This is a genomic window from Mesorhizobium sp. CA7 (assembly GCF_020165015.1).
GTDB lineage: Bacteria > Pseudomonadota > Alphaproteobacteria > Rhizobiales > Rhizobiaceae > Mesorhizobium.
In genome coordinates this window covers 82,741-106,566 of the sequence record NZ_JAIUHH010000017.1, presented here as the reverse complement: position 1 = coordinate 106,566, position 23,826 = coordinate 82,741, and the positions used below count along the sequence as shown (strand labels likewise).

The following is a 23,826-nucleotide window of genomic DNA, read 5'->3' as shown; positions in this document are numbered from 1 at the left end:
GCGGATTTCAAGGCATGAGGCCGCTTTCGCGACCTACATCGTGAAATTGAAGCGGTAAGTGGTCGAGACACCGAAGGTCCACTGGTTGCGGTCGCCCCGTTCCTTGACCAGGCTGGAATCGGCAGCCGGCCCCATCAGGCGCGAATATTCGGTGAAGACGCTCGCCGTCATCGGCTCGGTCACCTTCCAGGTGATCGCGCCGCCGAGGCCTGTCGACTTCACACCGCCGACCGGATGGTACTCGCTCAAGCCCGAAGCCGCCGCTTCCTTGGCATTGACGCCGTAATAGGCGTCGAAATAGTCCGACGAGGCGAAGGAAACGCGCGGACCGCCGGAGATGCGAACGGTCGGCGTGATGTCATAGAAGGCGTCGGCCGCGATATCGGCGACGAAGCCGTTGTGGGAGCGTATGCCATGCCGCAACTCGGCCCGCGCGCGCAGCCAGTCCAGCGGATAAAATTCGAAGAAGCCGCCCACCTCGCCGCCGAAGCGCACCGGATCGAGCCCCTTGAGCTCATCCTTGCTCTCGCGCGAGAATATGAATTTGCCGGTCAAGCCGGCGCGAACGGAACCGTCATCGATCAGCGCCAGCGAGATGTTGTCGTTGCGCGAGGTGAAACGCGCCTCCGGACCGACCTTGCCGAGCGAAATGATCGGCTGGGCGCTGAGCATGTATTTCTTGCCGCCCTCGAAATTCGGCGCGACCAGCGCTGTGGCGCCGAGCGTCAGATACCAGTCGCCGGATATCCAGCTGCCCTCACCCGCCTGGGCGACGGGCGCGGTGGACAGGCCCATGGCAACGGCCAGCGGAATCGTCCCGACAATACGCATCGTCACCCCTTACGCGAAACGCGCCGGCAGCACCACCTGCCAGCGCTCAAGCCATGCCGTGCGTTCGGTAAAATTTGACTTAAAGTCGTAAAGTCGGAACCAGCGGAATCGACGGACGAATTAGGCGACACGCCGGGTGCGGCGAGACGTCTCTATCAGATCGCAGGCCGCTTCCAGTCCGCCGGTAAGCGGATTCGATGCCCCGTAGGCAAGAGCCGCCTTGTGCCATTGCGCGGGGACCGCCGGGTTGCCGGCCTTCAGGATTGCCTGCCGCCAGATTTCAGGATCGTCGCGGTTGGCCACCACCAGCCCCGCTCCGCTGGCTTCGACATATTTTGCATATCCGCAGGCGTCCGATGCGATGACGGGCAAGCCGTTTGCGAGTGCCTCGAGGATCACCGTGCCTGTATTTTCAAGACGAGCCGGATGCAGCATGAAATCGCTTGCAACCACAATCGCCGGAATGTCTTCCTGGATGCCCAGCAGGGTAACCCGTTCCGACATGCCGGATTTGGCAATCAGAGCGCGAAGTCGCGTTTCCTCCTCGCTGCCTTTTCGAAGACCGGCGATCAGCCAATGGATATCCGGGAACGGCTGAAGGCCCTTTACCGCCCGATCGAGACCCTTCACCTTCAATCTGTTGGCGATGGTCAAGGCAATGACGGATTTGCGGGGAAGCCCAAAACGATCGCGGATCTCATTGCGGTCGACAGTGAGCAGTTCCGGTCTGCGGCGTTTCGGATCGAGCGTCGGGCCGACGACGTGAATGCGCGATTCCTCGGTTCGCCAGAAATCTCGGTAAAGCGCTGCCTGGTTTTCGCTGAGCGCAATGATCTGCACGGTGTTGCCAGGGGCAAAGATCATCGATTCGAGATTCTGCTGGCGCATGAAGCGGGGCGAAAACGGCCGCCACCATCCGAGCTTCGACACAAAATAGGGCGGATCGCCGGCATAGTAGATGTCCAGACCCGCCATCTTGTTGAAACCGACCACGCAGTCGAAGTCGCGCCTGGCCGTCAGCACCGACCTTCCCAGCGCATATTCGGTGCCCGGATTGGAGAGAACCCTTGCCGGCTGGATTTTTATCGTAGCCGAACTCTCGACATGACCGACCTGGCGCGTCGTCAGGATCGTCACGCTGTGGCCGCGCCCGACCAATCGGTCGCTGATATTGAGACAATCCCTCTGCAGACCCCCATTCATGAAGAGGGTAGAGATTGCGCAGCAGATTCTCATCGCGTTTTCCGGAGCGCCACCCCACCCCCAGGTCAGATCGGAGAGAGACCCCGGGTGCGCCCCAGACTTCCCCATTCAAACAAACACGCCGGGCGCTCAAATGTTGGTCGTGTTGAAAAGACGCATATGCTGTATATAGCCCGTTATCAAGAGACCTGGATGCTGTTGCATTCGAGCTTTTTCAAAAAACTCAATTGGAGCGCGCATGAAAATTCCACAGGGCGATCGTGGCTGCCAAGCCGGGTCCGACTGAAAGCCGCGGCGGCCGTGCCAAAGGCCCTGCGCGAATATAACTTGCGGCAATGGCTGAGGCTGCAGCCGCTGCTGCATGTCGTCAAGAGTGCCCGTTACCGGAAAATCGACCGAAGGTTTCTGCGTCAGCCGATCAAGAATGGCGACATCCAAGGGATCCGTGCCGCCGCCCGCGATCGCTATGTCCTGATTACCGTCGCTTTCGGCGATGCTCAGTGCCTGGAATTGCAGTTGCGGCTGACGAGACGATTCGTTCGCCATGATCTCCACATCGTTGCCGACAACAGCATCAGCGAAGCTTCCGCACGCGACAACAGGCAGGTATGCGCAACCCATGGCGCCGCGTATGTCAGGCTGCCGACCAATCCGTGGACCGCAAGAAGCCCGAGCCGGTCCCATGGCGCGGCGCTCAACTGGATGTGGCACAATATTCTGAAGCCTGCCGCGCCGGCCGCGTTCGGATTCCTGGACCAGGATCTTTTCCCGACGCAGCCATGCGACCCTTTCGAGCCTCTTGAAGTTGCGCCGTTTCACGGCGACCTCCGCAGGGCAGGCTCGCGATGGTATTTGTGGGCTGGCTATTGCTTCTTCCGATTCGACGCCGTCGGCCGCAAGCCTCTCGATTTTGGGCTCGACTGGTTCGCCGGCCTCGACACCGGCGGAGCCAACTGGGAGGCGCTCTATCGGTATGTGGATCCGAGCACAGTTCCGCAACGGCCGATAACCGCATTCGCGGCCTTGCCTGGGGTTGAGCTCAGACGGGCCTATTGCGAATGGCGGGGAAGCTGGCTTCATGAAGTCGGCCTCGATGGCGACCTCTCGTTGAAGGCGAAAAAGCGTGAGGCGGTGCTGCGGCTGCTCGCGCCCGCACTTGAGGTCCCGCTCGGATCGGCGCGACAAGGAAATTGACGGTCGACAGACTGAGGAAACTTTGGAATTGGAATTTTGAAGCCAGGCTGCCGACATCCGAGAATTCAACGGCCATTCGGTCGCGACCAATCATCGCAAGGAAAGTTCCATTGCCGACAGTAAGCGTCATTATTCCGGTGCGAGACGGCGCGCAATATGTCGGCGAGGCCCTGCAAAGCATCCTGGACCAGGATCTGGCGGATATCGAAATCATCGTTGTCGACGACGGATCTTGCGACGACAGCGCCGCGATCGCGACATCGATCGGCAACCGTGATGGCCGCGTCAAAGTTGTCGCCAACCACGGCAAGGGGATCGTCGATGCGCTGAACATGGGGATTTCGCTCGCGCGGGCCCCTCTTGCCGCGCGCATGGATTGCGACGATATCTCGCTATCCGACAGGTTGCGCCTGCAGGTGGCGTGTTTCCAGGCCGACGCCGATTTGCAGTTGCTCGGCACGGCGGGATTGCAGATCGACCGGGACGGAAACCCGTTGGGGCCGATAGACGTTCCGGCCGGCAACGACCAGTTGCGGGACGCGCTTGCCAGGTACAATCCGATGCTTCATCCGACGGTGATGTTCCGGACCGAGGCCGTCCGGCGCGCGGGAGGCTACCGTCGGGCGTTCACCTATGCCGAGGACTACGATCTTTGGCTGCGGCTTTCCGAGACCGGAAAACTGGCCAACATGGATGCGCGGCTCGTGAAGCTGAGATCGCATCCGGGACAGGTATCGCGCATGAAGCAGGACCAGCAGAAGGCTGCCGCGGCATTGGCCAGGCAGTCGGCGCTGCTGCGTCGCAATCGCACCGAGCCGTTCGACGCCAACAGCCAACCCGCGCAGGCCATCGCGAGCTTTCTGGCATCGCGCGCCGCCACAGGGGCCGGCATCTCCAGCCTGGAAAGACGCGACATCGAGTTGCTGTTGCGAACCGCGGGCATACCCATGGCCGTCACTTGCAAGCTGCTGTTCCTGGCGGCTGTCGGCGCCCCTTCCTTCAGGACGCTTGCGCTGGGACCTCGACTGGCCTGGCGCAGGATGATCGCGCGCCCTGCAAGAATTCGGCCCAGCTGATGCGGCTTGTCGTCGATCTCTCGAGCATGGTGCGCTGGCTCGGCCCCCCGGTCGGCCTGGTCCGCGTGCAACGCCACTACGCAGCCGCGGCGGCCGCATTCAAGGCCTCCGAGGTGGCATTCACGGTGTTCGACCCGATCGAGCGGATGCTTAGACAGGTTTCGCCGACCATGGCGACGGAGATCATCGCCGGCAACATTTCGTGCGACATGAGCTTTTACCCGGACCCTGCCCGCTTCAAGATACGTTTTTACGATCGCTGGCCGAACTGGGCCCGGCGGTCGCTGATGGCGATCATCAGACCGCGCCGGATCCTGATAATGGAAATCGGCGCGTTCGGCCTGCGCAATCCCGGCAGCCCTTTGCTTCGTTTCCTCGAGCGGATCGAAAACCGGCTGATGAAGGAAACCGAGCGGCGGCAAGTCGCTGGCGTGGGCGGTTCACGCGCCCGGATCGTCCCGCTCAGGACCGTGGCCGGCAACAAATACGACCTTTCGCCCGGCGACCATCTGCTCTTGATGAACAACGACTGGGCGCACACCGATATCGAGGTCATTTCGCGCGAGGCGCGCTTGGCCGGCGCAAAGCTGATCGTGCTGTTGAACGACATCATTCCGATCCAGTTTCCCGAATGGTACAAGCCGCACGACGTCAAGAGATTCACGGACTATGTGGATCTGGCGATGAGGCTGGCAGACCGTTTCATCCTGACCTCGAGGCGCGTCACCACCGATGTCGAGGAATATGCCGCCAAGCGCGGCATCCACCTGCCGCAGCTGGAGCATGTCCCTCTCGGCTGCGACAGTGCCCGCAAATCGAAGGCGGACGGCCGCCTGCCGGATGGGCTCGAGACGGATCGCTACGTCCTCTTCGTTTCCACCATCGAACCGCGCAAGAACCACTCGCTGCTCATGGATGTCTGGACGCGCCTCGTCCTGGACGGAACAGTCGCGCGTAGCGGCATGAAACTGGTTTTCGTCGGCCGCAGCGGCTGGATGGTCGATGGCATCCTGGCCAAGCTTCACGGCCATCCTGCCTACGGCAAGAGCCTCGTTCATCTCGACAACGTCGATGATGGTACGTTGTCCCTTCTTTACCGCAACAGCGCGTTCTGCGTGTACCCGTCGCTCTATGAGGGATATGGGCTGCCGCCCGTCGAGGCGCTGGCCTACGGCAAGGCGCTGATCGCTTCGACGGGCGGAGCCATTGCCGAAGTGGTCGGTTCGTCGGGACTCTGCCTTGATCCGCTCGACGTCGAAGGATGGGAGAACGCGATGCGGGAGTGGATCACTTCGCCCGCGGCCCGTGCTCCGTACGAAGCGAAGGCCGCAGATTTCGTGGCGCGAAGCTGGGGGCAGGCCGGCCGGGAGACGCTGGAGGCGACGCTGGCGCCCTTCCCGGACGAAGTCCAGCCGCCGCCAGGTTGACGATCTCTGCACGCCCGCCGATCGCGGTCATCCGGCCGACGCCGGCCAAGTCGGTTCATCGGCAAATGGCGGGCTGATGAAGGCGGCGCTTCGCTCGCGCCGCGCTGCTCGCTGGACGCTCAAGTTCATCGGGATTACCTTCCTTTCATCCGCAAGCGGCGCGGCGACATCGGAGGGAAAAGATCATGACCTTGCAAGGCGATGCTCTGAAAGACGCGATCGGCCAGACGCGGGACAAATGGGGGTGGTTCGTGGCGCTCGGCGTGTTGCTGCTGATCTTCGGCGGCATCGCTTTCGGCAATCTGTTCATCGCCACCGTCGCTTCCGTCTATGTCGTCGGCTGGCTGATGCTGATGGCAGGTGTCATCGAGATCATCCACGCCTTCGGGGTCAAGACCTGGGGACGTTTCTTCTACTGGCTGCTGAGCGGCCTGCTCTACGCCGTCGCCGGCTTCTTCGCCTTCGACAACCCGTTGCTCGCCTCGGCGGTGCTGACGCTGCTATTGGCCATCGCGCTCGTCGCTTCGGGACTTTTGCGGTCCTGGGTGGCCTTCAATCATCGGCCGCAGCAAGGCTGGGGATGGCTGCTGGCCGCCGGCATCATCACCATTCTGCTCGGCCTGATGATCGCCATGGGCTGGCCGGTGAACAGCCTCTGGGTGCTGGGCCTCTTCCTGGCGATCGATCTGGTGTTCCAGGGATGGAGCTTCATCGCCATCGGACTGGCGCTGAAGCGGTAGCGGCAAGCCGCGATCTAGGGTGTGTTGAGATTCAGGTCAGGCCGAACCGAGAACGGTGGTTTCCGAGAACCGGAGCGGAGCGTACTTTTCGTACGTGAGCACCGGAAGCGCAGGAAACCGTCGTTCGCAGGCCGGCATCACCTGAATATCGACGCAGCCTAGAACGCGATTTCGGCATCCAGTTGCGAGAGCGGGCGCACGCCCTTGAGCAGCGCCCTCGCCTCTGCCTCGTCCTTTTTCATCTGTGCTACCAGCGCATCGAGGCCGTCGAATTTGAGCTCCGGGCGCAGGAAGCCGAAGAACGACACCTGGCAGGTCTCGCCATAGAGATCGCCGGAAAAATCGAAGACGTAGGTTTCGAGCAGCGGCGCGCCATTGTCGTCCACGGTGGGACGCCGGCCGAAGCTGGCAACTCCGTCATGAAGCGCGCCGTCGGCGCGACGGAAGCGGACGGCATAAATCCCTTCCTTCAAGGCCGCTTCCGGCGAAAGCCGCATATTGGCGGTCGGGAAGCCGAGAGTGCGACCAAGCCGCTGACCGCCAATCACCTCAGTCTCGACGGTGAAACGGTAGCCGAGCAGGCCGGCGGCCTCCTCCACCTTGCCTTCGGCGAGCAGGTCCCGGATGCGGCTCGATGAAACCACCTCCGCGCCTTCATCGCGGAAGGCGTCGACCAGCGTCACGCCGAAGCCGTGCCGTTCGCCGGCCGCCATCAGAAAGGCCGGCCCGCCCTGGCGGTCCTTGCCGAAATGAAAGTCGAAACCGGTGACGGCGTGGCGGATGCCGAGGTTCTTCTCCAGCACATCGGTCACGAAAGCCTCGGGCGAGAGCGAGGCAAAATCGCGCGTGAACGGCTGCTCGACCAAAGCGGCAAAGCTAAGTCCGGCGAGCAGCCGCGCCTTCATCGGCGGCGGCGTCAGCACGAAGAGTGGCACCTGTGGCCGGAACACCTTGCGCGGATGCGGCTCGAAGGTGAGCACCAAAGCGGGCACGCCATTGCGGGTTGCTTCGCTCAGCGCGCGCTCCAGGACGGACTGATGGCCGCGATGGACACCGTCGAAATTACCGATCGCCACGACGCCGCCGCGCAGATGCGCGGGCAGCGGCGCGACAGCCGAAAGACGTTGGAAGGCTTGGTTCATGTCGAGGCGCCCGTCATGGCCAGACCTCCAACCTATTGCAGACGCGCAATGACGGCGACCGGCCGGTAGCCGTGCTTTTCAAGGAAGCCGGCCAGCCTTTCAGGATCGGGGCGGAGCGGATCGCCATAATCGCGAGCGTGAATACCGCCCGAGACATAGAGCACGTCAAAGCCGTTGTCGGCCGCGCCCTTGACGTCGGTCATCATGCCGTCGCCGATGGCGAGGACCTCGCTTCGCTCGACGGCGCGGCCAAGAAGGCCGGCGACCTCCTTCATGGCGACATCATAGATCGGCGCGAAGGGCTTGCCGGCAATCAACGTACGGCCACCCAGCTGCGCGTAATCTCGCGCGAGCGCGCCGGCGCACCAGATGGTGCGCTCGCCGCGCTCCACCAGGATATCCGGATTGGCGCAAATGAACGGCAGATTGCGGGCACGCAGCCGCCGCAGCAGCTCCGCATAGTCGGCGGGCTTCTCGACCTCGTCGTCATAGAGGCCCGTGCAGACGATGCCCGAGGCCTCGAATTCCTCGACGAGATCGACGTCGAGCCCATCATAGAGGCTGAAATCGCGCTCGGGACCGATGTGAAAGATCTTCCTCGGTCCTTCGGCGATCAGGTCGCGGGTCACATCACCGGATGTGACGACCCGGTCAAAGGCGTCGGCGGGTACCCCGATGACCTTCATCTGGGCGACGACGTCGGCGCTGCGACGCGGCGAATTGGTGATGAGCACGACAGGCACATTGGCCGCGCGCGCCCTTGCAAGCGCCGCGGCAGCGGCCGGAAAGTGCCATTCGCCATTGTGCACGACGCCCCATACGTCGCACAGTATGGCGGCGTAGCGCCCCGCAAGATCGTCGAGCGAAGCGATGATGTCAGGCGAATCCGCCATGCCGTGTCCCTGATTTCGATCCTGACAAGCGCGGCAGCCACTCATCAGTTCAGAGGACGCCACGGCCGATCCCGCATAACCGAAGCGCTTCATCCTGTCACCAGCTTTCCGGCATCGGCCTTCGACGGCGCGTCGGTGCACAGGGTTAATGCCCTGTCAAACGACCGTGCGATCTTGACGCTTCGAGGGAGCTAAAATTTAACGATTCATGGATCATGCTAAACGAGAAACTATAGGATCCTGGCGGGGGCTAAGGGCGTTGATCCGCAAATTCCTACGCGACAGACGAGGCAACTATGCTTTGATGACGGCCGTCACCATGATACCGCTGATGGGCGGGGTGGCGCTTGCGGTCGACTATACCGAGCTCATAAGGGAGCGGCAGGAGACGCTGAACGCGCTGGACGCCGCCGGCATCGCGACGGCACAGCATATCGTCGCCGGCGCCACCGACGCCGAAGCCAAGGCCTATGCCAAGACATTTTTCGAGGCCAATCTGAGGCACGTCCTTCCGGCGAACACCACGCTGACGGTCACCTTGCCCAACAACAATGCGGGCGGCGGCACGCTGGTGCTCGAAGCCGCCCTGAAGTACCAACCTTACTTCCTGCCGGCCGCGGTCGCATTGCTTGGCGGAACGCCGGGCCAGACGAACGTCAACTTCTCGGCCAGATCTGAAATCCGCCTTAAGAACACGCTGGAAGTGTCGCTGGTGCTCGACAATTCTGGCTCGATGGCCGAACTCGGCCACGGCTCGAATCAAGTACGTTTCGACCTTCTGAAGAGTGCCGCCAAGCAGCTTGTCGACCAGTTGTCGGGGCAAGCGCAGCTGATGAAGCAGATTTCCAAGCCGGTTCAGTTCAGCCTGGTTCCGTTCGCCGCCTCGGTGAATATAGGCCCGGCCAACTCGACGGCGGCGTGGATGGATCAGGATGGCATCTCGCCCATCCAGCACGAGAATTTCGACTGGACGACGATGACCCAGGGAAATTCGCTCTGGCCACAGAGATATGTCGAGAAGGTCGGCAGCATCTGGTATGCGCGCGGCACCGATTGGGATCCCACCCAAAAAGACAAGCCGCTGACGCGCTTCTCGCTCTACAAATGGATGCAGCGAATTTCGGCTTGCACCAAAGATTCGAACAATGTTTGCACGTCCAATATAACCTACGCGCCGATCGCGAGCTGGAGCGGCTGTGTCGAGTCGCGTCCTTATCCGTACAATATCCAGGATACGGCCGCCTCGACCTCCACGCCGGCGACGTTGTTCGTGCCGATGTTCGCGCCTGACGAGACCGACTATACCGACGGCTACTCCCGGCCCGCAAACAACAACTGGCATCTCGACGTGACGTCCAGCAGCGACAGCCCGACACCGACGCGCCAGAAATACATGCCGAAATATTTCAACTACGGCAACAAGGTCACCCCCGCCTACGGCAACAATGCCGGCCCGAACACCAGTTGCAGCACGACCGCGATCACGCCGCTGACCGATGTCTCCACCTCTGCCGGCGCCACCACGGTCAAGAACGCGATCGACGCCATGGTCGATGTCGGTGCCACCAACGTGCCGGAAGGCATGGCTTGGGGCTGGCGGACGCTTTCCAGCACCGCGCCCTTCACCGAGGGACGCCCGGAAACACAAAAAGGCAACGACAAGGTTCTGATTGTGCTGACCGACGGGGCCAATACCTATTACACGCCGGATTCGGTGAGTGCCCAGTCGTACTCCGGCACCTACTACAGGAGCGGCGGCAACGATCTTTCCGGCAACAAGGCCATCTATTCCGCGCTTGGATATCTTGCCTACGGCAGCCAGACCAAGCCGTTCGGAAGCACCTACACCTATGGCCGGCCATTCCTCGGCACCAGCATCAATGTCAGCAAGAGCGATTATTCGAACGCCAACTACACCAAGGCCATGAGCGAGCATCTGGCAACGCTATGCGACAACGCCAAGGCGGCCAACATCATCGTTATGACCATCGCCCTCGATCTCGATTCAACCAACACGGCCGAAGCGGCGCAGATGGCAGCGCTGAAGACCTGCTCGTCGGATTCGCGCTACGCTAAGGATCCAGCGGACCCGACCGGCAAGACGCCGAAGAAACTGTTCTGGAACTCGACCGGCGCCACGCTGTCGGACGACTTCAAGGCGATCGGCAACGAATTGTCGAACCTGCGCATCGTCAGCTAATCTGCTCGGACAAGCAATCGATGACGCCCGCCCTCCAGGCGGGCGTTTTCATCGTGCAGCGCACCATCGGAAATGATTTGGTTAGCGGCTGGTGAAGTCGCCGTTAAGCAATCGAGGGGTTTGCCAAACTGGTCCTTCAGCGTTTTGTGGAAATGTCGCCCGACAGAGAATCCGCCGGCGGGGGGCCGCTCGAGAAAAATGCGCAAATTCTGGCATCAATTCTGCCGTGACCGCCGCGGCAACTATGCGCTCATGACCGCAATCGCCATGGTGCCGCTGATGGGAGCAGTGGCGATGGCCGTCGATTTCAGCGAGCTCAACCGCCAGAAGCAGATGGTGCTCAACGCGCTCGACGCCGCCAATTTCGCCGCGGCGCGGCGGCTTGCCGAAGGCGCCACGGATGACCAGATCAGAGCCTATGCGGTCGACTTCTTCAACGCCAATTTGAGCAACATCGACCCCGCCGACATCTCGCTCAAAATCACGCTGCCCACCAGCCAGGCCGGCGGCGGTCTGCTCACGATGAGCGCGACGCTGAACTATCACCCTTACTTCTACCCGTCCTCCTCGCTGCTAGTCGGCGCATCCACGGTCGATGCGAACAAGTCGATCAACCTTGCCATGGACTCCCAGGTGCGGCTGAAGAACACGCTGGAAGTGGCGATGGTGCTCGACAATTCGGGCTCGATGACAACACCGGGCACAGGCACGGGCCAGAAGCGCATCGACCTGCTCAAGCAGGCGGCCAAGCAGCTCGTCGACACGCTCGGGCAGCAGGCAGCGCAGATCAAGCAGATCGACAAGCCGGTCCAGTTCAGCCTCGTGCCGTTCGCGGCATCGGTCAATGTCGGGCCGAACAACGACAACGCCTCCTGGATGGACACCTATGGGCTGTCGCCAATCGCCAACGAGAATTTCGATTGGTCGACGCTGAACGCTCCCGCCAAATACGCCCAGAAAATCAACGGCATCTGGTATAAAAAGGGCACCGGCTGGGGCGCGGAGGAAGGGCAGATACTAACCCGTTTCGAGCTCTATCGGGATATGAAGGTCGTCACCAGCCACGAACGCATCGCCGGCAGCAAGCGCGTCGTCTGCGACGAATATCGCGACAACCATACCTGCGAGCGCAGCCACAACGAATATGACTACAACGACACCTATGGCCCGTTCGCCAGTTGGCAGGGTTGCGTGGAAGTGCGGCCCTATCCCTACAATGTCAACGACACGCCGGCCTCCGGCGGGCCTAACAACACGGGTATCGGGATCGGCGATCCGGCGACCATGTTCGTGCCGATGTTCGCGCCCGACGAGCCCGGCAACCATTGGTATGTCACACAGGATCCTGACGAACCGAGGCCGGTGACCTATGGCCCCGCCAACAGCTGGTGGAACGACGATCCGTCGAGCACCACCGGCAAGACCAGGCAGTCCAATATGGCCAAATACTTCATGCCACGGCCGATCAATGCTCCGGTATTGAGCTCGGGCGCCGGGCCGAATTACAGCTGCACCACCACACCGATCACGCCGCTCACCGACGTCACCCAAACAGATGGGCTCGCGGCCATCAAGGCGGCGATCGACCTGATGCAGCCCAACGGCAACACCAATGTGCCCGAAGGCATGGCCTGGGGCTGGCGCACGGTTTCGAGCGCCGAACCCTTCACGGAAGGCCGTCCGGAATCCGAGCGCGGCAACGACAAGGTCGTCATCGTGCTCACCGACGGCGAGAACACCTATTCGACGGTCAGTTCCGATCCGGCCGGCAACAAGTCGACCTATGCCGCCTACGGCTATACCGGCGTCGGCTATAACGGCACATCGATCACCCGCCTGTTCGGCGGCACGTCGAGCGCCATCGGCCAGTTCAACTATTCGTCGAGCAACTACACCGCGGCGATGAACGAGCAGCTGGCGAAGCTGTGCGACAATGCCAAGGCGGCCAACATCATGGTGATGACGGTGGCGCTCGACATGTCGTCTATCAGTTCAAGCGACCAGAAGGCGATGGCCGCGCTGAAGGCCTGCTCTTCCGATTCCCGCTTCCGCAAGGATCCGACCGATCCCAGCAAACCGGCCAAGCTGTTCTGGAACGCCACTGGGGCGACGCTCTCCGACAACTTCAAGGAGATTGCCAACGAGCTGTCGAATTTGCGCGTGGTTGGGTAAAGGGGGCCGGCGCTGAAGCTGCTGATCTCCCTCCTTGCGGGGAGATGTCCGGCAGGACAGAGGGGGTGTGAAGGAACGCCAGCCCTTGTCTAACCGGTCACCGCTTAGGCCCTATGAGATTGTTGACGCTGGCGGGACAGCACCCCCTCTGCCTTGCGAGGCATCTCCCCCGCAAGGGGGGAGATCGGCAGCTTCGCCGATTTCGCCAATTGTCCGCGCTGGCGCAAAAGCTCCCGCAATCATGCTCTTGCTAACGCCGAGGCGCGTGATGATTGTCACGTCGCCACCGGAGACTCCGATGCCCGACGCCGCCAATCATCTTACCTTCGCGCTGATCTGCCTCGGCATGGTGCTCACGCCTGGGCCAAACATGATCTACCTGATCTCGCGCTCGCTGTCGCAAGGGCCGAAAGCCGGGCTGATCTCACTCGGCGGCGTGGCGCTGGGCTTCCTGTTTTATGTGGTCTCGGCAGCGTTCGGCATCACGGCGCTCATCTTCGCCGTGCCATACGCTTACGACGCGCTTCGCTTCGCCGGCGCGCTCTATCTGTTGTGGCTCGCCTGGCAGGCGCTGAAGCCCGGCGGGCGCTCGCCCTTCCAGGTCCGCGAGTTGCCGAGGGACAGGCCGCGCAAGCTCTTCGTCATGGGGCTGATGACCAACCTGCTCAATCCGAAAGTGGCCGTGCTCTACCTGTCGCTGCTGCCGCAGTTCATCAATCCGGCCAAGGGCCATGTTCTGTCGCAGCTTCTGGTGCTCGGCGTGACGCAGATCTCGATCAGCCTCACCGTCAACGCCATCATTGCGGTGACGGCCGGCTCGATCGCGAATTTCCTCGCCGGACGGCCGTTCTGGCTGGTCGTGCAGCGCTGGATGATGGGCACGGTGCTGACGGCGCTGGCCTTGAGGATGGCGACCGAGGCGCAGCGCTAGGGCACATTGATATTCAGGTGAGACCGGCCTGCGAATGACGGCTGTCTGCGCTTCCGGTTCTCACGTACAGCAGTACGCTCCGCTCCGGCCTTCGCCGGCCGAAGCCCTCATAAGTGTCTTTGCCCTATGAAGGCTACGGCCGGCGTAGGCCGGTTCTCGAAAGCCATCATTCTCGACCCCGCCTGACCTGAATCTCAACGCACCCCAAGGGCGAGCCATCACATCTACATCGGCCGGCGTACAGGCCGGATCTGCTCCGGCTCGACCACCTTGCGGTAGAGATGCCAGGTCGCGTGGCCGAGGATCGGCATGACGACGGCAAGCCCGGCAAATAGCGGGATCGAGCCGATCACCAGCAACACGGCGACCGTAAGCCCCCAAAGCGCCATCGTCAGCGGATTGGCCATGACGGCACGGGCCGAGGTTTCAATTGCCGAGACGGCGCCGACATCGCGGTCAAGCAGCAGCGGAAAGGCAATGACGGTGGTGGCCAAAACGACGGCGGCGAAAACGAAACCGACGGCGTTGCCGACGAGGATCAACGTCCAGCCCCTGCCGGTCGTCAGCACATCGCGCACAAAGGCGCCGACCGAAGCGGGCGGCTCGGCGCCGAACAGGCTGGTGTAGAGCGACTGCGCGGCGAACAGCCACAACAGGAACAGCGCGAAGAGCAGGACGCCGATTACCGCGATCGACGGCAGCGCCGGCGAATGGCGCACGTCGAGCGCATGGTGCCAGCGGCTGCTCATGCCGAGCTCGCGCCGGCGGCTGATCTCATATAGGCCAATGGCCGCGAAGGGCCCGATCAGCGCGAAGCCCGACATCAGCGGATAGACGAGCTGGATGGCGTTGGAGCCGGAGCTCCACCGGGTCAGGATCAGGCCGACGATCGGATAGATCAGGCACAGGAACACATAATGCGACGGCTTGGCCCAGAAATCCTCGGCGCCGAGCCTCAACGCATCCCAGAGATCCGACGTGGTGATGTGGCGCACCGTGGGCTGCACATGCATCCCGCGCGCGTCCGCCATGACATGAAAACCAGCCATAACCGTCCTCCGTTTTATACCGGGGGCGGTCACCGCCTGGGTGGCCGCCCGTGGCTGCCACTTTCAAGAACGCCGGGATGATAACCGATCTTCCGGGGAATGTCGCGCTTCATGCGATTTTCATCGCCCTGCCCGGCAAAAGCCACGATCGCCAGTATCAGAGGCCGCATGACCACCTCGATCACCACCTCCCCCGATTTCAACCGCCGCACGTTGCTCGCGGCCGCCGGCCTGGTGGCGCTTGCCGGCATAGCCGCCTGCAGCACCGTCTCCGTGCCGACCGGCGAAGGCGCCGGCGTCTCTTCGTCCGCGACAGCGACGTTGGCCAGTATCCGCAGCTCCGCCGGTCTGCCGACGCTGACGCCGGACGCGCAGCTCGAACAGGCGGCGCTGCAGCAGGCCGGCTATATGGCCTCGCGCGAGCGCATGAGCCACACCACTGGCTGGGGCAAGGATTTCGCCTCGCGCATGAAGGACAATGGCGTGCGCGGCGCCGCCGCCGAAAACATCGCCGAGGGCCGCTTCGACCTTGAGAAGCTGTTCGACATCTGGATGCATTCGGCCGGTCATCGCCGCAACATGCTCGATCAGGACTTCAGCCGCTTCGGGCTGGCCTATGTGCGGGACGGCCGCGATCCGGCGTTGCGCTATTGGGCGCTGGTGCTGGGCCGCTGAAAAGGCGGCCGGCTGAGAGCAGCGACTTTATCAATCCATATGCGCGGCCGGCGCCCCGCCCGCCGGTGCCGGTTTTGGCTTGCGCAGCAGAATGACGAAAGGAATGGCGGCCAGCGTCATCACCATCAGGATCTTGAAGTCGTTGATATAGGAAATCATCATCGCCTGAGCATTCACTGCGCGGTCGACCTGCGAAAGTGCTAGGGGATTGCCGGCGGCGGCCGCCGGAGAAGCGGCCCACAGGTTCGGGTTGTACGGATTGATGAAGGCCGACAGCTCGGTGTGGTTGATCTGAGTGTTGCGCACCATCAGCGCCGCGACCACCGATACGCCGATGGAGGAGCCCAGATTGCGCACCAGGCTGAACAGCGAGGTGGCGTCGGTGCGGTAGCGCGCGTCGAGCGTGGCGAAGGCGACCGTCGACAGCGGCACGAACACCATGCCCATGCCGAGGCCCTGGATGACGCCCGAGGAGATGATCAGCCAATTGTCCATCTGCGGCGTGAAGCTCGCCATCGTGTAGAGCGACTGCGCGGTGAGCAGGAAGCCGATGGCGACGAGGATCCTGGCATCGATCCTGTGCATGATGCGGCCGACGACCAGCATCGAAATCATCGTGCCGATGCCGCGCGGACCCAGCACGACGCCGATGGTCACGGTCGGATAGCCGAAGATGTTGGCCAGCATCGGCGGCAACAGCGACATCGAGGCCAGTATCAGTACGCCCATGACGAAGATGAAGCCCAGCCCGGTCACGAAATTGCGGTCGAGGAATATCTTCGGATCGATGAAGGGATGCTCGGCCGTCACCGTGTGGATGATGAACACCCAGAAGCCGGTGAGCGACAGAGCGAGCTCGATCCAGATTTCGGCCGAGTTGAACCAGTCGACCTCGCCGCCGCGGTCGAGCAGAAGCTGCAGCGCGCCGACACCGAGCGACAGCATGGCGAAGCCGAAGAAGTCGAAGCCGCGCACGCGCTTGGCGATGACCGGCAGGTAGGCGGCCATGCCGAGGAAGGCGAGGATGCCGACCGGCAGATTGATGAAGAACACCCAGCGCCAGTTGAAGTTTTCCGTCAGCCAGCCGCCGAGCGTCGGCCCCAGGATCGGCCCGAGCATGATGCCGGCGCCCCAGATCGCCATTGCCTGGCCATGGCGCTCCTTCGGGTTGATGTCGAGCAGGAAGGTCTGCGACAGCGGCACGATAGCCGCGCCGAACACGCCCTGCAGCAGGCGGAAGAGCACTATGGTCTCGAGGCTCCAGGCAAGACCGCAAAGCATGGAGAAGATGGTGAAGCCGACGACGGCGGTGAGGAACAGCTCCTTGCGGCCGAGCCTGTCGGCGAGCCAGCCGGTAACTGGCGTCATGATCGCCGCCGCCACGATATAGGAGGTCAGCACCCAGTTGATGTTGTCGGGCGAGGCGCCGAGGTCACCGGTCATGGTCGGCAGCGCGACGTTTGCGATCGTGGTATCGAGCGCCTGCATGATCGTCGCCAGCATCAGCGCGACTGTGATCAGTCCGCGGTGCGGCACTTCCTTGAAAGGTTCGGGCGTGCTCATGATGCTGAACTTCCAGCAGGTAACAAAAACATGTACGCTAGAGCATGATGCTGAAGTATCCTGCTCTATCTCTTTGATTAGAGGCGGATTCAGATTTCAGGTCGAACAGGCCCGAAATCATCCGGCTCTAGGTTTCCGGGCGGCAAGCCTTCGTTGAGAGACCTTCATCGCGGTGGGACGCGACTATCGATGTGGGGGTTACATCGACTGAAAGTCTCTGTTGGAGCGGATCCCTGCCGCCCGGAAACCTGAGGACCAACGGGTCCGTGGCCGGGCCTCAGCTTTCGAACGAGCCGCCATGCGGCTTGCCTTGCTGATCCTTGCCACGTCTCCACCGGACCAATCCCCTCAATGCCCGACGGATCGCGACGGGCTCGCTGTCTTACCGCGCCTGCTCCCCTGCCGTGGCGGGACCGAAGATCGACGGCAGGCCGCGCGCCACGCCGGTGTCGACGGTGACGGTGGCGCTCATGCCGGTGCGCAACGCCATCTTGGCGTCGGGGTCGGTCAATTCCAGGCGCACGGGAATGCGCTGCGTGACCTTGACCCAGTTGCCGGTGGCGTTTTGCGCGGGCAGCAGCGAAAACTCCGCGCCCGTCCCGGCGCCGATGGCTTTCACGGTCGCCTCGAAGGTGCGGCCCGGATAGGTGTCGACGACGATCTCGGCCTTCTGGCCCGGCTTCATGTTGGTGAGCTGGGTCTCCTTGAAATTGGCATCGATCCAGGTGTCGCCCGTCTCGACCAGAGCGAACAGCGGCGTGCCGACGCCGACATACTGGCCGACCTTGAACGACGCGGCCTGGTAGACGATGCCGTCGGCCGGCGCCTTGACCGTCGTCTGCGCCAGATCGTAGGCGGCCTTGTCGCGCGCGGCGAGCGCCGCCATCACGGTCGGATGCTTGTCGGTCTCGATATCCGGATTGCCACCGAGCGCTGCCTTGGCGCTGACGATGCCCTGCTGTGCGACGGCGAGCTGCTGCTTGGCCTTGTCGAGATCGTTGCGGGCCTCGTCGAGCGACGACTTGGCGTTGATGCCTTTCTGCGCGAGATCGGCGGCGCGGCCATATTGCGACTGCGCATAGTCGACCTCGCTGGAGGCGGACTTTTCCTGCGCCATCGCCTGGCTGTAAGCGGCGCGCAGCTGCTCGACATTGAGGCGCGCGGCGGCGACCGCCGCATCGGCCTGGGCGAGCGCAATCTTGTAAGGCTCGGGGTCGATGACGAAGAGAAGGTCGCCCTGCTTGACCAGCTGGTTGTCGGCTATGCCGACCTGCACGATACGGCCGGCCGTGTCGGAGGCGACCGAAATCCTGGCCTGCTGCAGGTTGGCGTTCTCGGTTTCCTGATAGCGGCCGCCCGTGATCCAGACATACGCGCCGCCGGCAAGCAGGGCCAGCGGCAGGGCGACCATCAACAGGAAGCGTCCGGGGCGGCGCTTCTTCTTCGGCGCCGGAGCGAGCCGCGGCTCGGCAGCCGCCGCAACCGGAGCGGCCGCCGGCTGGGCCGGTGCTTCAGCGACCGGCTGCGCCGGCGCAAGCTTGGTGACGTTGTTGTCGTCTTCTATCTTGGCTGCCGCGTTCATGCTGCTGCCCCTTCCGTATTCTTCATCTTTTCCAGGGACGTTTCGGCGTCCGTCAAATTCTGCACGATGGCGTCCAGCACTCGGATCAGGACGCGGCGTTCTTCCGCCGACACGCCGGTCAGCGATTCCTCATAGACCTCGCCCGCCAGGCTCTTGACGTCGGCATAGGCCGCGTTCGCCTTCTCGGTCGGAAAGATCATGCGCACGCGCCGGTCGGTCGCGTCCTGGCGACGCTCGATCCAGCCGCCCTCCTCCATGCGGTCGACCAGGCGGGAGACGCTGATCGGCTCGATTTCGAGGAGCTCGGCAAGCCGCGCCTGCGCGACGCCCGCCTCCTTGGCAACGCGCACGAGCAGGCGCCACTGCGCCGAGGAAAGACCCAACCCACTGGCGCGCGCCTCAAAACGCTTGCGCATCAGGCGCTGCACGTCGTGGATCAAAAATCCTAATCTGTCGATACCGTCGGAAACCATGAGCGATATATATAATAAGCGTGCTTACTATTCAAGAGGCCGCTTTGTTCCAGAAGCCGGCAAATCGACGTTGCAGCAAGGCAAGCTCCCTTACGGTTAGCGATCGATGAACGTGCAGGGGTCGGTGCCGGTAGGGCGGCAATCCGCAGTTCCTCATCCTGCTCGATTATCAGGATGGGGCCGGCTACAAAGAAACTGCTCGATTCCTCAAGGCGCATCTGGCGATGAAGGAGACTGACGCGGCCAGGAACGAGCGCTTTGTGCGTGCGCTACGCCGGGCGTACATTGCCTTGGCTTGTCAACTCGTTCGACTTCGCTCAAAGCGCAATTTCGATCAAACTGGCCGGCGGCGCGGGGGCTAGTGTGGCCGCGCCAAATGCGAGGGCCATGAACCCGACCGAGAAAGCGCTGTGGTTTGTCGAAAGCCACCTGCCCGACGCCATCAGCCTTGACGAGACAGCTGCAAGCGGCGGCGTGTCGCGCTTCCATGTGACGCGCGCCTTCGGCGCGGCCACGGGACGGTCGGTCATGGGCTATATGCGGGCACGCCGCTTGAGCGAAGCGGCACGCATATTTTAGCGGCGGTAATCGCCATCAGTTGTGGTCTGCATAGGCGGCAAAAGCTGCTCTGGAAGATTAAGTCGCTCGGCCTCTGATCTTTGGGTAAAGTTCACAGGCCGCGCTTCCACAAAATCACTCAATTTCTCATATGCCGTCTGCGCGGCTCTAACTTTCTTACGAATGAGGACCTCTCGCGAAAGCTCTAATACGATAGGTAACCGCCCTTCCTCCTCCGAGTTCCGTGAAAGAGTATGTAAGAACCATTGCACTGAAGGGTGCTCCGATTGCATCAACATTCGTACATCTTCCAATGGGCCTTGCGTACCCCATCCTTCCAATATTCTAATGCTAGCAACACTTGAGGCCACTTCGTTCGTATCGCTCTCCTCATGAAAAATCATTTTCTCTGATATCTTCCAGCCGCCCACATTTGGCCCTCGATAAAAGGCACGATGAAGCATAGCAATGGGCTGGAGGACTTCGCGAAAGGTTGGATCAGCGAGGAATATGCCAGTTAAGGTATCTAACGCCGCCATACTGCGACTGATCAGCCATCGTCGAATAGGCATCAGCTTTCGCAAGCGATTTATCAACTCGTCTCTGTTCTTCGCGTCAGGCAATGCCTTGATCCAGGCCCCAGCCAACCAAGGTGACGTCGCATCATCCGAAATCGGAATTTCCTTCAGAAAATCAATCAGCTTTTCATCAGCCGCTGCCGACGCGTTTCTGACAAAATAAAACAGTAACGTATTTAGGACCCAGCTGTCTCCGCGTTTACGCTTGGCCAATGCTAGCAATTCGACGAGTGCGCTGCTACCTGATCGTTCGATCACCCGACCTACCAAAGGAGGAGCGCCGTTCTTTGCCAAGGTGCTCGGAATCCCGCCCGCACCGTTCGTCGGAAAAAGTTCAATTTGCATTAGGCCCCTGGTTTGCCACCGGACCTCAGCTTCGCGCCACGTCGAAGGATTCCCGTGACGACCGCGTACCACCTCGTCCTTCCGGCCCCGCAACGCTTCGATCCCATCCACGTGAAACACCAGGGCATGTAGCACCCAAGGAAGAGCTAGCGACTTTGTCTCCTCTAGTTGGTTCCGGTCTATAATTTGATCCATGAATGCAGCGGCTTTGCCGATCGACGGATTATTGGAAAAATCCGCTGCGGCCTTGGCAACGTGCCAGACTGGCAGAGCATCATCAGGCACCGCGTCAACCTGGATTGCCGATGTCATGCTAAAATACTTAATAGAAAAATCAGTTGGCACGCCGTCTTGGTCAATTAACCTACATGATTGCAACCGAGGCAGCCCCCCGCAGACAATAACATCAGGCGACGGATCGGCCTCTTCGGGATCTCCAATGCCAAGATCGCCAACCCAAGATGCGACCTCCTTTGGTTCAGCTTGCCATTGTGATTTTCTACTCTTCGCGACAAAATCACCTTGAATAGCAAGAAACGACGTGGAATCGAACACTTCCAAGAAATCACTACTAGTGTTTGGCCACGACGAGACTAGCAGTTCCTCAATCCACGCAAAATGCCGCCCTTTATCTTGATAGGTCAATAGCGCCAAAAGGCGAAGCGCCGCTCGGCGGGTGACGTCGTCGCCGCAGTTTATCGCCTCCACAAAAATTGGCTCTAAGATAGCATTCTGACTCAGATCCAAAACGCGCGCCAACGACGAGATTATGGACCTTTGCGGGACCGAAAGGACCCTTACCGCCCTTGAGATAAGCTTCTTGCGATAGAGCGGAAGACTTGCAGCCGTGCCATCCGCCAACAGTTGAAGAGCCAAATTGGCTCCGGTCCTGACGATACGATCATCGGGGGATCGATCACCAGCGTCCAAACTGTCGATGAGCGCGATGACGGTTTCGCGAAGTGCCTCGTGAGCGGTCGAAGCAAATATCTTACTACAAGCGATTTTAAACACATGGAGCCAATGGGCTCGACCGGCAATTTCGAATAGACGGTCCTTGATACTGCTTTCCGGGCTTGTAGTCAGCCGTGCCGCAGCCATGAATTCTTGTAATGACCTCACATCAAAGGCTATTTGGCCCTCAATTTGGGAACGCAGGAAGACGAGCCGATTGGTCGCTAGATCTGCAATCTCTACCGCCAACGTTCCCCCAACGTCATCAAAACCGTCGCTAGCAAGCTGATTACCGACCAGATCCGCGAATTCTTCCACCGTGAAATAGGCATTGGCTCCGCCGGCACTCTCCGCACGCAAATGAAGAAGATAGCCTGCGTCATAGTGAATTCGGTCGATCTGCGACTTAAATCTTCCAATTGTTGTTCCGCTTGGACCGCCCTTTGCGATTTCTCGATCACGTAGCGTCTCGTAGTGCCGATAAAATAATGTCCAACGATCTTTAGGAATATTGTTGTGCGTCGACACCAATTGAAACAGCAGCATAACCTGCAACGGACTTGTCATAAGTGGCGCCGTCGTTTCTTCCTCTGCCGCCTCAGCGAGAATTGACAAGATTTCTTCGCGACGAGTATCTTCGCTTACCAGGATCGGAGCAACCCGTGTGGCGAGCTTGATTGCGGCGGCGGGACTCAAAAGCTCCAGCCTCCAGTGCATCCACAATTTCGGCGCAAGCTCCTCCTGGTAGCCCTGCGGTCTGCTTGTCGAAAATATAAGAGCGTCCGCATTTATCTCATGCAGCGTATCAATCAGCCGCTCAATTTCTTCTATAACTTGAACTCTATTTCCGCTGTGTGGAACCTCATCTAATCCGTCGAGGATGATGACGGTTGGAATAGTCCCTATCCATTCTCGAAGTTTCGCACTGTCTATATCGACTTCGCTAAGTTTCGCAATTTGCTTAGCGATGTAAGCCACTATAGAGAAACCGACATCTGCCTTCTGCGCTTCACTTAACGCGTCAGCGAAGCGCGGCAATTCGATATGGAACGGATATCGGAGCGGCCCTTCGAGCGAGATGCCTTCAGCAGCTGCACATTTGAGAATAGCCGTTATGGCGCTATTCACCTCAGGCGTTTGCGTCAATCGCATTTGATGCAACAACCTTGCTCGGCAAAGCTGCGCCAAAAATTGACCTATAGTTGACTTGCCCTGCCCAGGGCCACCTAAGAGAACAATCCGATTGGGCAGCGGCGTGTTGCGACGGCAATCGCACTCAACCGAATCTTCCCACGATTGCCAAGATTGTGGATCGAATTTGTCAGCGGATCGTGACATCAGCCGAGCTAGAATTCTGGGATGATCAAAAACTGATTCATCTCCGAACTCAATTTCATCGTCTACCTCTGGGGCATCAGAGTCATCATCAATGTCTTGCCGGTCACCTCTAAGATTTGCAAAATCAAACGCCTCTTGTTCATAGGCTCCCTCATCGATTGGCAGGTCCGTAAACACTTCTTCAAGCATCACAGTCCTGCCGATCGCCTGCCCTATATCTCGCGTTTTAATCTCACGTGACTGCCTCAGGCCGTTTCGTAGATACCGCGAAAGAACGTCCTCGTGCTTGGGACCGGCAAGTTTGCGTAAAATTGCAGCGAGAACGTCACCCGGTTGAACCCAAAACTCAAACAGCGTTCGTACGTTTGAGTGCACGTCCAATAACGTACTTATTGTATCCAAATGCCAGACAACGACATCCCTAAACCCTAGTTTCTTCGCCCATCCCTGCAAATGCGCATAGACCTTGTCAACTCCTCCTTGGCCTCGGCCCGATTTGTCGGCTGCAGCGCCGCTTAGCCGAACATTTGATGCGATAACGTAATAATCCGGCCGCTTTAGAGCTCTCTTTGAGTCAGCAAACTTGGCCATCTCCTGGTCAATTTGTTTGATTAGCCAAGAAGTATTTTTTACCGGAGATTCATTTACCTGATGGTATTTCGCCTGGAATACGATATAGCCGTCCCATTCCTTGCTGCCAATTGTGCATGGTCCGGTGTAGGTTGCTTCACGAGCACCGTCTTTGCCTGCCCCGTAGATTTGAATAGTGGCACCGACTGCGGCGGATGCGAGCGCTTGGATGAGCCGCTCGAAGGACTGCGTAGAGAATCGAGAGAAATCGTATGCCATTCCGTCACTATAGCGACCGTCGGACGATTGCTCAGTCCGCGATGAATATATCC

General features: G+C 60.7%; 17 protein-coding genes and 1 pseudogene. 9 read left to right on the top strand and 9 right to left on the bottom strand.

Annotation, left to right across the window (positions count from 1 at the left end):
• Positions 1–33: 33 nt before the first annotated feature.
• Both LB552_RS24120 and LB552_RS24115 read right to left on the bottom strand, forming a co-directional pair.
• Complete coding sequence (locus tag LB552_RS24120; protein ID WP_224610669.1) at positions 34–831, bottom strand: MipA/OmpV family protein; 798 nt, start codon at positions 829–831, stop codon at positions 34–36.
• 120 nt (positions 832–951) lie between these two features.
• Positions 952–2,034: a glycosyltransferase family 4 protein gene (locus tag LB552_RS24115; RefSeq protein ID WP_411909048.1), complete on the bottom strand. Its 1,083-nt coding sequence runs from the start codon at positions 2,032–2,034 to the stop codon at positions 952–954.
• Positions 2,035–2,226: 192 nt separating this feature from the next.
• On the opposite strand from LB552_RS24115, the gene LB552_RS24110 reads away from it, so the two are divergent.
• The 4 genes from LB552_RS24110 (at position 2,227) to LB552_RS24095 (ending at position 6,471) form a co-directional block, all read left to right on the top strand.
• Positions 2,227–3,228, top strand: coding sequence for a hypothetical protein (locus LB552_RS24110; RefSeq protein WP_224610668.1), 1,002 nt, complete (start codon positions 2,227–2,229; stop codon positions 3,226–3,228).
• Between the two features lie 110 nt (positions 3,229–3,338).
• Positions 3,339–4,304: a glycosyltransferase gene (locus LB552_RS24105; protein WP_224610667.1), complete on the top strand. Its 966-nt coding sequence runs from the start codon at positions 3,339–3,341 to the stop codon at positions 4,302–4,304.
• Positions 4,304–5,731: a glycosyltransferase family 4 protein gene (locus LB552_RS24100; protein ID WP_224610666.1), complete on the top strand. Its 1,428-nt coding sequence runs from the start codon at positions 4,304–4,306 to the stop codon at positions 5,729–5,731. Before LB552_RS24105 ends, LB552_RS24100 begins: the two co-directional genes overlap by 1 nt.
• Positions 5,732–5,916: 185 nt before the next feature.
• Entirely contained in the window at positions 5,917–6,471 is a 555-nt protein-coding gene (locus tag LB552_RS24095) for an HdeD family acid-resistance protein (RefSeq protein WP_224610665.1), read from the top strand.
• 158 nt (positions 6,472–6,629) lie between these two features.
• On the opposite strand, the gene LB552_RS24090 is transcribed toward LB552_RS24095, so the two are convergent.
• Positions 6,630–7,613 carry a bifunctional riboflavin kinase/FAD synthetase gene (locus LB552_RS24090; protein ID WP_224610664.1) on the bottom strand — a complete coding sequence of 328 codons (984 nt, stop codon included), beginning with the start codon at positions 7,611–7,613 and terminating at the stop codon, positions 6,630–6,632.
• A gap of 32 nt (positions 7,614–7,645) precedes the next feature.
• Positions 7,646–8,506, bottom strand: a complete 861-nt coding sequence (locus LB552_RS24085) for a TIGR01459 family HAD-type hydrolase (protein ID WP_224610663.1) — start codon at positions 8,504–8,506, stop codon at positions 7,646–7,648.
• A 304-nt stretch (positions 8,507–8,810) separates the two neighbouring features.
• Between LB552_RS24085 and LB552_RS24080 the strand changes: the two genes are divergently transcribed.
• The 3 genes from LB552_RS24080 to LB552_RS24070 all read left to right on the top strand — a co-directional run bounded on the left by LB552_RS24080 (position 8,811) and on the right by LB552_RS24070 (position 13,809).
• Positions 8,811–10,706 (top strand): pilus assembly protein TadG-related protein, encoded by a 1,896-nt coding sequence (locus tag LB552_RS24080; protein WP_411962555.1) that lies wholly within the window; start codon positions 8,811–8,813, stop codon positions 10,704–10,706.
• Between the two features lie 198 nt (positions 10,707–10,904).
• Positions 10,905–12,878 carry a TadE/TadG family type IV pilus assembly protein gene (locus LB552_RS24075; protein ID WP_224610661.1) on the top strand — a complete coding sequence of 658 codons (1,974 nt, stop codon included), beginning with the start codon at positions 10,905–10,907 and terminating at the stop codon, positions 12,876–12,878.
• A 298-nt stretch (positions 12,879–13,176) separates the two neighbouring features.
• Complete coding sequence (locus tag LB552_RS24070; protein WP_224610660.1) at positions 13,177–13,809, top strand: LysE family translocator; 633 nt, start codon at positions 13,177–13,179, stop codon at positions 13,807–13,809.
• A gap of 224 nt (positions 13,810–14,033) precedes the next feature.
• On the opposite strand, the gene LB552_RS24065 is transcribed toward LB552_RS24070, so the two are convergent.
• Positions 14,034–14,858, bottom strand: a complete 825-nt coding sequence (locus LB552_RS24065; protein WP_224610659.1) for a DUF2189 domain-containing protein — start codon at positions 14,856–14,858, stop codon at positions 14,034–14,036.
• A 168-nt stretch (positions 14,859–15,026) separates the two neighbouring features.
• On the opposite strand from LB552_RS24065, the gene LB552_RS24060 reads away from it, so the two are divergent.
• Positions 15,027–15,533 (top strand): CAP domain-containing protein, encoded by a 507-nt coding sequence (locus tag LB552_RS24060; protein ID WP_224610657.1) that lies wholly within the window; start codon positions 15,027–15,029, stop codon positions 15,531–15,533.
• Between the two features lie 30 nt (positions 15,534–15,563).
• On the opposite strand, the gene LB552_RS24055 is transcribed toward LB552_RS24060, so the two are convergent.
• The 3 genes from LB552_RS24055 to LB552_RS24045 all read right to left on the bottom strand — a co-directional run bounded on the left by LB552_RS24055 (position 15,564) and on the right by LB552_RS24045 (position 19,151).
• Positions 15,564–17,096: a DHA2 family efflux MFS transporter permease subunit gene (locus LB552_RS24055; RefSeq protein ID WP_224610655.1), complete on the bottom strand. Its 1,533-nt coding sequence runs from the start codon at positions 17,094–17,096 to the stop codon at positions 15,564–15,566.
• A 382-nt stretch (positions 17,097–17,478) separates the two neighbouring features.
• Positions 17,479–18,678, bottom strand: a complete 1,200-nt coding sequence (locus LB552_RS24050; RefSeq protein ID WP_224610653.1) for an HlyD family secretion protein — start codon at positions 18,676–18,678, stop codon at positions 17,479–17,481.
• A complete protein-coding gene (locus LB552_RS24045; protein WP_095767923.1) occupies positions 18,675–19,151 on the bottom strand; it encodes a MarR family winged helix-turn-helix transcriptional regulator in 477 nt (158 codons plus the stop codon). Before LB552_RS24045 ends, LB552_RS24050 begins: the two co-directional genes overlap by 4 nt.
• A 387-nt stretch (positions 19,152–19,538) precedes the next feature.
• Here LB552_RS24045 and LB552_RS24040 point away from each other — a divergent pair.
• Positions 19,539–19,721: pseudogene (locus LB552_RS24040) on the top strand (AraC family transcriptional regulator); the annotation flags it as partial.
• Between the two features lie 5 nt (positions 19,722–19,726).
• Here the strand turns inward: LB552_RS24040 and LB552_RS24035 are convergent.
• Positions 19,727–23,773: an NACHT domain-containing protein gene (locus tag LB552_RS24035; RefSeq protein ID WP_224610651.1), complete on the bottom strand. Its 4,047-nt coding sequence runs from the start codon at positions 23,771–23,773 to the stop codon at positions 19,727–19,729.
• Between the last annotated feature and the right edge of the window lie 53 nt (positions 23,774–23,826).

What these genes read in the sequence shown, in the direction of transcription:
- LB552_RS24075 (WP_224610661.1), top strand. Translation starts at nt 10,905, where the DNA reads ATGCGCAAATTCTGGCATCAATTCTGCCGTGACCGCCGCGGCAACTAT.
- LB552_RS24045 (WP_095767923.1), bottom strand. Translation starts at nt 19,151, where the DNA reads ATGGTTTCCGACGGTATCGACAGATTAGGATTTTTGATCCACGACGTG.
- LB552_RS24065 (WP_224610659.1), bottom strand. Translation starts at nt 14,858, where the DNA reads ATGGCTGGTTTTCATGTCATGGCGGACGCGCGCGGGATGCATGTGCAG.
- LB552_RS24035 (WP_224610651.1), bottom strand. Translation starts at nt 23,773, where the DNA reads ATGGCATACGATTTCTCTCGATTCTCTACGCAGTCCTTCGAGCGGCTC.
- LB552_RS24060 (WP_224610657.1), top strand. Translation starts at nt 15,027, where the DNA reads ATGACCACCTCGATCACCACCTCCCCCGATTTCAACCGCCGCACGTTG.
- LB552_RS24090 (WP_224610664.1), bottom strand. Translation starts at nt 7,613, where the DNA reads ATGAACCAAGCCTTCCAACGTCTTTCGGCTGTCGCGCCGCTGCCCGCG.
- LB552_RS24055 (WP_224610655.1), bottom strand. Translation starts at nt 17,096, where the DNA reads ATGAGCACGCCCGAACCTTTCAAGGAAGTGCCGCACCGCGGACTGATC.
- LB552_RS24110 (WP_224610668.1), top strand. Translation starts at nt 2,227, where the DNA reads ATGCTGTTGCATTCGAGCTTTTTCAAAAAACTCAATTGGAGCGCGCAT.
- LB552_RS24100 (WP_224610666.1), top strand. Translation starts at nt 4,304, where the DNA reads ATGCGGCTTGTCGTCGATCTCTCGAGCATGGTGCGCTGGCTCGGCCCC.
- LB552_RS24050 (WP_224610653.1), bottom strand. Translation starts at nt 18,678, where the DNA reads ATGAACGCGGCAGCCAAGATAGAAGACGACAACAACGTCACCAAGCTT.
- LB552_RS24120 (WP_224610669.1), bottom strand. Translation starts at nt 831, where the DNA reads ATGCGTATTGTCGGGACGATTCCGCTGGCCGTTGCCATGGGCCTGTCC.
- LB552_RS24070 (WP_224610660.1), top strand. Translation starts at nt 13,177, where the DNA reads ATGCCCGACGCCGCCAATCATCTTACCTTCGCGCTGATCTGCCTCGGC.
- LB552_RS24085 (WP_224610663.1), bottom strand. Translation starts at nt 8,506, where the DNA reads ATGGCGGATTCGCCTGACATCATCGCTTCGCTCGACGATCTTGCGGGG.
- LB552_RS24115 (WP_411909048.1), bottom strand. Translation starts at nt 2,034, where the DNA reads ATGAATGGGGGTCTGCAGAGGGATTGTCTCAATATCAGCGACCGATTG.
- LB552_RS24095 (WP_224610665.1), top strand. Translation starts at nt 5,917, where the DNA reads ATGACCTTGCAAGGCGATGCTCTGAAAGACGCGATCGGCCAGACGCGG.
- LB552_RS24080 (WP_411962555.1), top strand. Translation starts at nt 8,811, where the DNA reads ATGACGGCCGTCACCATGATACCGCTGATGGGCGGGGTGGCGCTTGCG.